At 71.5% G+C, this 9,668-nt stretch carries 6 protein-coding genes; 1 reads left to right on the top strand and 5 read right to left on the bottom strand.

Annotation, left to right across the window (positions count from 1 at the left end):
• Positions 1-212 precede the first annotated feature (212 nt).
• Positions 213-788 (bottom strand): TetR/AcrR family transcriptional regulator, encoded by a 576-nt coding sequence (locus tag ABH928_RS36280; protein ID WP_370073018.1) that lies wholly within the window; start codon positions 786-788, stop codon positions 213-215.
• 4 nt (positions 789-792) lie between these two features.
• Positions 793-1,374 carry an N-acetyltransferase family protein gene (locus ABH928_RS36275; protein WP_370073017.1) on the bottom strand — a complete coding sequence of 194 codons (582 nt, stop codon included), beginning with the start codon at positions 1,372-1,374 and terminating at the stop codon, positions 793-795.
• Positions 1,375-1,446: 72 nt separating this feature from the next.
• On the opposite strand from ABH928_RS36275, the gene ABH928_RS36270 reads away from it, so the two are divergent.
• A complete protein-coding gene (locus ABH928_RS36270; RefSeq protein WP_370073016.1) occupies positions 1,447-2,361 on the top strand; it encodes an NAD(P)-dependent oxidoreductase in 915 nt (304 codons plus the stop codon).
• Positions 2,362-2,368: 7 nt separating this feature from the next.
• On the opposite strand, the gene ABH928_RS36265 is transcribed toward ABH928_RS36270, so the two are convergent.
• The 3 genes from ABH928_RS36265 to ABH928_RS36255 form a co-directional block, all read right to left on the bottom strand.
• On the bottom strand, positions 2,369-4,588 hold the full coding sequence (locus tag ABH928_RS36265; RefSeq protein WP_370073015.1) for an NADP-dependent isocitrate dehydrogenase: 2,220 nt from the start codon (positions 4,586-4,588) through the stop codon (positions 2,369-2,371).
• A gap of 239 nt (positions 4,589-4,827) precedes the next feature.
• Positions 4,828-6,960: a DUF2264 domain-containing protein gene (locus tag ABH928_RS36260; RefSeq protein WP_370073014.1), complete on the bottom strand. Its 2,133-nt coding sequence runs from the start codon at positions 6,958-6,960 to the stop codon at positions 4,828-4,830.
• A gap of 171 nt (positions 6,961-7,131) precedes the next feature.
• Positions 7,132-9,396, bottom strand: coding sequence for an ArnT family glycosyltransferase (locus ABH928_RS36255; RefSeq protein ID WP_370073012.1), 2,265 nt, complete (start codon positions 9,394-9,396; stop codon positions 7,132-7,134).
• Positions 9,397-9,668 lie beyond the last annotated feature (272 nt).

The raw sequence follows: 9,668 nt of genomic DNA, 5'->3' as shown, positions 1-9,668 counted from the left end.
GTGAAATCCTCCGCGAACCGCCGCTCACCAGTCGCGTCGGGCACGTACTTCACACAGACAACGATCCTCAAGCTCACGACCTGTCTCCTGTACTGACTTGTGCGGCTGAACTGGCTCGTACCGGGTTGGCACACTCCCACCGCGGAGGGCTCGTACTCGCACCATAAGGGTACTCAGTGCCATATGCCAAGGCACTGAGTGCCATGAATGAGTCACAGTCCCGGGGAGACGGCTCCGTCCAGCAGCGGCCCGAGCTCGGTGGAGACGGCGGCGAGGGCGCGGATGTCCTGCTCCGCTCGGGCCATCAGCAGTGCGCCTTCGAGGGCGCTGATCATCAGCGTGGCCAGGGGGGTCGTCCGCTCCTCCGGGATACCGAGTTCCCTCAATGCGGCAGCGGTCGGCCGGATCCAGACGGCGAACGCCTCCGCTGCCGCCGTGCGGTTGGACTCGGACGCGTCGACGCAGTCGACCGTCACGGCTGCGACCGGGCAGCCCGACGCGAACCCCGCCGTCTCGAACTCGGTGGTCCACTGCCCGACCATGGCCGCAAAGAGCTCGCTGGGCCGGGGCTGCGGGCTGCCGGACCTGAGCGCCGCCAGGAAGCGCTCGACCTGCCGGGCCGCGTAACGTCCGGCCCAGCCGACCGCCTCGTTGACCAACTGCTCCTTGCCGCCCGGGAAGTAGTGCTGCAGCGAGCCCCGCGGGGCTTCCGCGTGTGTGGCGACGTCACGCATCCCCGTTGCCCCGACGCCGTCGCGGCGGATCAGCTGGGCGGCGCTGTAGACCATCCGCTCACGCGGTCCGTGCTTGGACGGCTTGGGTGGCTTGGACGGCTTGGGCGCTCCCGGCTCCGATGCTCCCGTCACGGTGACCGACCTCCAGCAGCAGGGACGAGGGTTGGTCCAGCCTATAGAGCCCGGTGACCCCCTCCCGCGCGCTGCGCCGCGCGACGGGCTCCGCATGACGCGCCAGCGCCGCCAGCAGCGCGGACCGGCCGTGGGCGACTTCGGCGACGAGTCGGGTGACTCCCCGGACCCGCGCGCGGGCGAGCAGGACCTCGGCCATCGCCCGCCCGACTCCGCGCCGCTGCCACGCGTCCACCAGCAGTAGCCCCAACTCGCCAGTCTCCGGCCGGGATTGATCCGGCAGGGCGAGGCTGCCGAGCCCGACGACCGTCCCGGAGTCGAAGTCGCGGGCGACCACGGCGTCGTGCAGCTCCGGCGGCCCGGTCAGCAGGCTCTCCAGGTAGGCGGCGGGAAGCGCGGACAGTCGCGCCCGGAACCGGAGCTGGACCGTCTCCGGTGAGCAGGCGGCGAAGAGCAGGTGCAACGCGCTCCGGTGGTCGGGGCGGACAAGCTCTATGACGGCTGTCATAGTTCCCATTATTATGACGTACGTCATAGAAGCAAGGGCCTGCAAGGGTCTGCAAGGTTCTGGGAGTAGCTCGTGAACGCGCGGATTGACGAGGGAACGTCGGTCGGATTCGTGGGCCTGGGCGTGATGGGCCTGCCCATGGCGCTCAACCTGGCCCGGTCCGGCACGCCGCTGGTGGTCTGGAACCGGACGGCCGCTCGCGCCGAGCCGCTGCGTACCGCCGGGGCGCAGGTCGCGGCGGACGTCGCCGAGGTCTTCCGGCGCTGCGCGACGGTGGTGCTGATGCTTGCCGACGAGGACGCCTCGGACGCCGTCCTGCGGCGCGGCACGCCGGACTTCGCGACCCGCGTGCGCGCCCGCACCGTCGTCCACATGGGCACGACCTCGCCGGAGTACTCCGCCGCCCTGGAGCGCGAGGTCCGCGCGGCGGGCGGGCGGTACGTCGAGGCTCCGGTCTCCGGCTCGCGCGTCCCCGCCGAGGAGGGCGCGCTCGTCGCGATGCTGGCGGGGGAGCCGGACGCGGTGGCGGCCGTCAGGGCGCTGCTGGAACCGCTCTGGCGGGAGGCCTTCGTCTGCGGCCCGGTGCCGCAGGCGCTGCGCACCAAGCTCGCGGTCAACATCTTCCTGATCACCACGGTCACCGGCCTGGCCGAGGCGTTCCACTTCGCCGAGCGGCACGGCCTGGACCTCGACGTCTTCCGCTCCGTCGTCGACACCGGACCGATGGCGAGCGCCGTCTCCCGGGGCAAGGCGGCAAAACTGACGCAGCGTGACTTCTCGGTCCAGGCAGGCATCCTGGACGTGCTGAAGAACAACCGCCTGATCGCCGAGGCCGCTGAGCGGGCCGGAGTCGCCGCGCCGCTGCTGGATGTCTGCCACGCCCTCTACGCCGAGACGGCCGCGCTGGCGGAGAAGAACGGCGACGGCGCGCAGGACATGGTCGCTGTCCTGCGCGCCGTCGAAGCCCGGGACGACCGGGCGGGCTGATGGTGGGTCAGCTCAGCGTGGCGAGCGCCTCGTTGAGCGTGCGCGACGGGCGCATCACGGCGGCGGCCTTGGCCGCGTCCGGCTGATAGTAGCCGCCGATCTCGACCGGGGAGCCCTGGACCGCGATCAGTTCGCCGACGATGGCCTGCTCCTGCTCGGCCAGCGTCTTGGCCAGACCGGCGAACGCCTCGGCCAGCGCCGCGTCCTCGGTCTGCGCGGCCAGCTCCTGGGCCCAGTACAGGGCCAGGTAGAAGTGGCTGCCACGGTTGTCGATGCCGCCCAGGCGACGCGACGGGGACTTGTCCTCGTTGAGGAAGGTACCGGTGGCCCGGTCCAGCGTGTCGGCCAGGATCTGGGCGCGGGCGTTGTCCGTGGACTGCGCCAGGTGCTCGAAGCTGGCGGCCAGCGCGAAGAACTCGCCCAGGCTGTCCCAGCGCAGGTAGTTCTCCTTGAGCAGCTGCTGCACGTGCTTCGGCGCGGAGCCGCCGGCGCCCGTCTCGAACAGGCCGCCGCCGTTGATCAGCGGGACGATCGAGAGCATCTTGGCGCTGGTGCCCAGCTCCAGGATCGGGAACAGGTCGGTCAGGTAGTCACGCAGCACGTTGCCGGTGACCGAGACGGTGTCCTCGCCGCGGCGGATGCGCTCCAGCGAGAAGGCGGTCGCCTTCTCCGGGGACATGATCTCGATCTGCAGGCCCGCAGTGTCGTGCTCCGGCAGGTACTGCTTGATCTTGGCGATCAGGTTGGCGTCGTGGGCGCGGGTCTCGTCCAGCCAGAACACGGCCGGGACGCCGGTGGCGCGGGCGCGGGAGACGGCCAGCTTGACCCAGTCGCGGATCGGCACGTCCTTGGTCTGGCAGGCGCGGAAGATGTCACCGGCCTCGACCGGCTGCTCCAGCACCACGTTGCCCTCGGTGTCGACCAGGCGGACGGTGCCCGAGGCCGGGATCTCGAAGGTCTTGTCGTGGCTGCCGTACTCCTCGGCGGCCTGGGCCATCAGGCCCACGTTCGGCACCGAGCCCATGGTGGCCGGGTCGAACGCGCCGTGCGCGCGGCAGTCGTCGAGGACGACCTGGTAGACGCCCGCGTAGCTGCTGTCCGGCAGCACGGCCAGGGTGTCGGCCTCCTTGCCGTCCGGGCCCCACATGTGGCCGGAGGTGCGGATCATGGCCGGCATCGAGGCGTCGACGATCACGTCGGACGGCACGTGCAGGTTGGTGATGCCGCGGTCGGAGTCGACCATGGCCAGCGCGGGGCCGTCGGCCAGCTCGGCGTCGAAGGAGGCCTGGATCGCCTCGCCCTCGGGCAGCGCGGAAAGGCCGGCCAGGATCGAGCCCAGGCCGTTGTTCGGGTTGAGCCCGGCGGCGGCCAGGGTGGCGCCGTGGGCGGCGAAGGTCTTCGGGAAGAAGGCGCGGACCACGTGGCCGAAGATGATCGGGTCGGAGACCTTCATCATGGTGGCCTTCAGGTGCACCGAGAACAGCACGCCCTCGGCCTTGGCCCGGGCCACCTCGGCGGCCAGGAACTCGCGCAGCGCGGCGACGCGCATCACGGAGGCGTCGACGACCTCGCCGGCCAGGACCTTGACCTCCGGGCGCAGCACGCTGGTGGTGCCGTCGTTGCCGACCAGCTCGATGCGCAGGGCGCCGTCCTTGGCGATGACGGTGGACTTCTCGGTGTGGCGGAAGTCGTTGACGCCCATGGTGGCGACGTTGGTCTTGGAGTCGGCCGTCCACGCGCCCATGCGGTGCGGGTGGGTCTTGGCGTAGTTCTTGACCGACAGCGGCGCGCGGCGGTCGGAGTTGCCCTCACGCAGGACCGGGTTGACGGCGGAGCCCTTGACCTTGTCGTACCGGGCCTTGACGTCCTTCTCCTCGTCGGTCTTCGGCTCGTCCGGGTAGTCCGGGAGCGCGTAGCCCTGCGCCTGGAGCTCGGCGACGGCCGCCTTGAGCTGCGGGATCGACGCGGAGATGTTCGGCAGCTTGATGATGTTGGCGGCCGGGGTCTTGGCCAGCTCACCGAGCTCGTGCAGCGCGTCCGGGATCCGCTGGGCCTCGGTGAGACGCTCCGGGAAGCTCGCGATGATGCGCCCGGCGAGCGAGATGTCGCGCGTCTCCACGGTGACCCCCGCCGTCGAGGCGTAGGCCTGGATCACCGGCAGGAGCGAATACGTGGCCAGCGCCGGGGCCTCGTCGGTGTGCGTATAGATGATGGTCGAGTCAGTCACCGGTACTCCCGCTTCGCGTCTACTTCACGATCACGATCACGTTCAGAACGTCTCGACATCAAGATATCTTGTCCGGGCGACTTCCCGGTACCGCCCCGCGTCTCGGATTGCGACACATCCGGCGGAGGCCCGCTAGGCGGTGGTCCCCGCCCGGCGGCGCGTCGAGCCGCTTTCACGGTCGCACAGTCGATCGAAGCACGCGTCCCGGGGTGGGGTGGGGCCCAGCCCACCTAGCCCGCCTAACCCCCGGCGGAGCGGAAGCGGAGCAGGTTGCCGTCCGGGCTCGAGTTGCCGCTCAGGCTCACGGTGATCTCGGCGATCAGGGTGTGGCCGGAAGGAGTGCGGATCCGGAAGCCGTCGGCGAGGGTGCCGCTGACGGAGAAGGGCGGGGGTGCGTCGGCGTCGAGCGGTTCGGCGGACAGGACGACGCAGGTCGCGAGGACGTGAACGCCGGTGGCCGGTTGTGTCGTTGTGGCCAGCGGGAAGGCCGCGTGCGCGCCGAAGGCGTTGGCGTCCGTGGCACGGGCGGTGGCGCGGGAAGTGGTGTCGGCTGTGCTGTCGGCTGTGGTGGCTGCGGGGAGCATCCCGAAGCCGAGGATGGGTGCGAGTGCGCTGCGAAGGCGCAGGCTTGTCCGGTTCTCCGGCTGCTCGACGACGGTCCAGTGCCGCCCCCGGTGGGTGAGCGGCGGCGTCGTGGCGGCAAGGGCGTGTCCGCCCGCCGATATCCGCCAGCCCGCTGGGGCCACGACGGCGTGGAGGCGCAGCTCGAACCGGCCGTCGGCGAGCGTCCACGACTCGACGCGAGTCCCGGCGGCCCGGTCGATCGTGTGGGAGGAGCCGGCCAACGGGAGGTCGGGGACGCCGGGCTGGCCGGGCAGCCCGGCGTCCAGCGGGGTGATCGGGCCGCGGGGGAGCGGCGTCTGGTCGTCCGGCGGGCAGAGCGCGAGCTCGTTGTCCGCGGCGCGGTTCGCCGGCACCACGGGCCCGGTGCAGGTGGTGTACGCGAGCTTGGCGTAGTGCGGATCGCTCGTGCGCTCGCTCGGCGCGCTCCGGTCACCGGCGGCTGGGTCCAGACCGTCGCTGCCGTGGTTGTGGATGCGCACGACCCCGTCCGCGCGGGTGGCCTGCACCAGCCAGTTCGGTCCGCGAAGCAGCCGCACGCCGTCGGCCGCGTCGACCGGCAACGGCTGCTCGGCCGCCGTCCACGCGGGGTGGTCGGCGGGCAGCAGGAGTCCGAGGAACCCCTTCGCTGCCCAGTAGGGCGACGCGGGACCGGAGTACGGCTGCGTCATGCCGAGGAACTCGCCGTGCCAACCGAGCGTCAGCAGCCCGTTTCCGCCTCCGCCTCCGTTCCCGTCCCCGTGCTTGTCCCTGCCCCCGTCCGGTGCGCCGTGCTCCGCGAAGTGCCGCAGCATTCCGGAGGCGGCGCGGCGCACCGTTCCAGCCGGAACGGGTGCGCAGTCGAACAGCTCGCCCATCCACAGCGGCGCCGCCGCGGCGAACCGGTAGGTCAGCGAACGCCCCTGGTGCAGCGGCGCACCGTCGCCGCCGACCAGGTGCACGTAGTCGTCCAGGAACCGCCGCAGCCGTTCCCGGAAGCGGACGCCCAGCTCGGCGGCGAGCTCAGCCCTCGGCCCGCCGGCCGCGATCCGCGTCCAGAGAAGTGGATACAGGTGCAGCGCCCAACCGTTGTAGTGGTCGACGCGCCGCCCCGGCCCGTCCGTGTACCAGCCGTTCCCGAGGTACCAGCCGTCCAGCGCGTCCAGCCCGCGTCGGATCTCCGCGTCGGCGTGATCGGCCCCGACGGAGCAGAGGAACTCTTCGACCACGGTCTGGAACAGCACCCAGTTGTTCCCGACCGGCGTCCGCCCGACGAAGCCGCCGAGCCACTCCGTCGTCCGCTCCTGGGTCGCGGCGGGCAGCGCGTCCCACAGCCAGGACCGGGTCTCGTGCAGCGCGAGCGCGATCGACGCGGCCTCGACCATGGGCTGGACCCGGTCGCGGTCGATGCGCGGCCAGGCCTCCTGCGTGAGGCGTGCGTCCGTCCCGGCGGTCAGGCCTGCGGCGTAGCGCTCCAGCAGCTCCGTCGCCGCGTCGCCCTTCCCGTCCGCGCCCGCGATCCGAAGCGCGGCGAGCAGGAAGGTCCGCGCGTACCCCTCCAGCGCGTCCGACGCCTCCCCGGACCACGACGCCCGCCCGGGCAACGCGTACCCCGCACGGGCCGGGGTGGCGTACGGGGTGACCGCCGCGAGCAGCCGGTCCGCCTGCGCCTCCCAGTGACGGCGGTCCCAGCCGGTGTACGGCGAGAGGGACCGGTTCTCCGGGAGGTCGAGCGGCGACGGCGGGAGGGGGCTCGGGATGTGGTGCGGCATGGGGACCTGCCCGGGTCGGTCGACGGTGGTAAGCGCTTTCCGCTCGGACAGCACCCTAGTCCCGCTGTGGTCGGCTTGCCCAGACCTCCTGCCGTCGCACGGTGGCCTGCGGTCGGCTCGGTGACTGGCCGCAGTTCAACGCCGGGGCGCGGCTCAACGCCGGGGCGCAGCTCAACGCCGGGGCGCGGCGCAGTCGTAGAGCCGCTGCGGATTCTGACGGTTCGTCTGCAATCCAGCCAGCGCGACCGGATGGCAGTTGGCGGTCACCCACGACCCCACCTGGGCCGCCGTGGTCGGCTTCCGCGACTGCGGCGCACCGCCGCCGAAGGGCGATGAGGCGTGCTCGGCAAGGAGCACGTAGCGCAGTTGACCCGTCGTCACATCGCGACGAATGCCGTCGACCGTCGGCCAGGGCGCCTGCTGCGTGAACCCGCCGACCGGCAGCACCGGCGCGCCGGTCGCCAGGATGAACGGCGACGCCGTCGCCCAACTCGTCGTCGCGAACAGGTACCGGGCCCCGTTCCGGTGCGCCGTGGTGAACGCGAGCACCGCCTGCTCTCCGCTGTCCAGCCGAGGCGCGCCGCCGAACCCGAACATCCGCCCCCACACGGAAGCCGCTGCGGCGAGCGCGGCTCCGTCCTCGGTGGCGGCAGCCGACTGTGCGCCCACAGCGTGTGCGGCGGCAGCGAGTTGGGTTCCGGAGCGGCTCGGATCCCCGTGCGCTCCGGGGTGCCCGCCGGACTCGCCGTCCTCCAACGTGCGCTGGAACTGTCCGAACTGGCCGACCTGTGCGGCAGGGCCGAGCGCGCCCATCATCGACCTCGCGTACGCCGGGTCGAAGACACTCGCCGTCCAGACCGCAGGCGTCAGCAGCACCGCGACCAGTCCGCAGGCCAGCCCGACCGTCCCCGCGAGGCCGAGGCGTCCGGTCGCGACCGCACCATCGGCGGTGACCGGACCGTCGGTGGTGACTGGACCGTCGGCGGTGACCTGCTGCTCGCGGCGGAGCAGTGGCACGACCAGCGGCAGCAGGAGCAGCACCGTCGACACCACGCCCAGCGTCAGCGCCGTCGGCGTCACCCACGGCCGGAACGTCGGGTACGGCCGCGACAGCACGGCCGCCCAGCTCGCCGTGGCCGCCACGGTCACCGGCAGCGCGAACGCGCCCGCTCCGCCCGCCCGCCACGTGCGCCAGAGCAGCGGCAGTCCCGCTCCCGTCAGCGCGGCGGCCGGTGCCGCGATCACGCCGAGGTAGTACGCGTGCCCGGCCACGCTCCCCGCGCTGAGCACCACGAAGAACACTGCGAGCCACGCCCCCCAGAGCAGGTACCCAGCCCGCACCGGGTCGGTCCGCGGCTGCCGACGCCGCGTCAGCACGCCGACGGCGAACCCGGCCAGCGCGGTCGGGTACAGCCACCCCACCTCGCCCGCGAGCTCGCCGGTCAGCAGCTTGGCCCAGCCGTTCTCGGACTGGTCGCGGCGGGTCGGGGTGGGAGTCGCTGCGGCGGTCGTGGTGGTGGTCGTGGTGGTGCGTCCGGCCTTTTGGTGACTCTTGTCGGACTGCGCTGCGCCCTGCGGTCCGCCCCGGACCGCGGAGACGCTGCCCGTGTCGGCCGCGCTGAGTCCCACGGAGGAGAAGCGGTTCAGGAAGTTGTACCCGACGACCATGCTGATGGGGGAGTTGTCAGTGGTGCCGTCGACGTACGGCCGGTCCGCCTGCGGAGTGAGCGTGACCAGCGCGATCCACGATGCCGACACGGCGAGCGTCACCACGGCCGCGACCCCGACCTGCGCGCAGCGCCGCTTCAGCGAGGCAGGCGCGGAGAGCAGGTACACCCCGGCCAGCACGGGCAGCACCGCGAACGCTTCGAGCATCTTCGCCTGGAACGCCAGCCCGACCCAGACCCCCGCCACCAGCAGCGTCCTGGTCCGCCCACTGCGCGCCGCCCGCTGCGTCGCCTCGGCGGCGAGGAGCAGCAGCAACGTGAACGCGGGGTCCTCGACGGCAGTCCGGAACAGTCCTGTCACGACCGGCGTCAGCATGAACGCCAGTGCGGCGAGGGTCCCTGCTGTGAGCCCCGCCCATCGCTTCACGATCACATGCAGCACGGCGACGCTGAGCACGCCTTCGATCACTTGCGGCAGGGTCAGCGCCCACGGATGGAATCCGAGGATCAGGGCCGACACGGCCTGTGGCCACAGGAAACCCGGGAGCTTGTCGAGGGTGATGGTGTTCCCCGGGTCGAACGACCCGAAGACGAATCCTTTCCAACTGAGCGTCATGCTCCGGACGGCGTCGGCGTAGAAGGGGTGGTACTGACTCCGGCTGATTCCCCAGGCAAAGAGCAGTGCGGCCAGCGCACAGAGCCCGAGGAGGGTCAGCCGGCCGCGCAGGACGTTCGGTCGTGGCGGGGCAGGGGAAGAGAACATGGCCATGGCGCGAATGTGCGACATGGTGGGCCGCAACGACGTCAACGGCAGGCCGAACTCATCGGATTCCCAGGTAATTTTTTCCATTTCTTGACGACCGGTCGGATGATCGTGCAGTTCGATGACGAAGTTGAATTGGCTATTGCCCCGAGCTGGGGGTTTTCACTCGTGTGGGGGACGGCCGGGGCTTGGTGTGGGCTGAATGGAGTGTCATAATTGTTCTATGGACGCCTCGATGTTCGGGGGCGGGTGTGAAGACGGAGATGGCGTCCATGGGT

It is taken from the genome of Streptacidiphilus sp. MAP5-3 (assembly GCF_041262505.1).
Classification (GTDB): Bacteria; Actinomycetota; Actinomycetes; order Streptomycetales; family Streptomycetaceae; genus Streptacidiphilus.
This window is presented reverse-complemented; position numbering and strand designations above follow the sequence as displayed.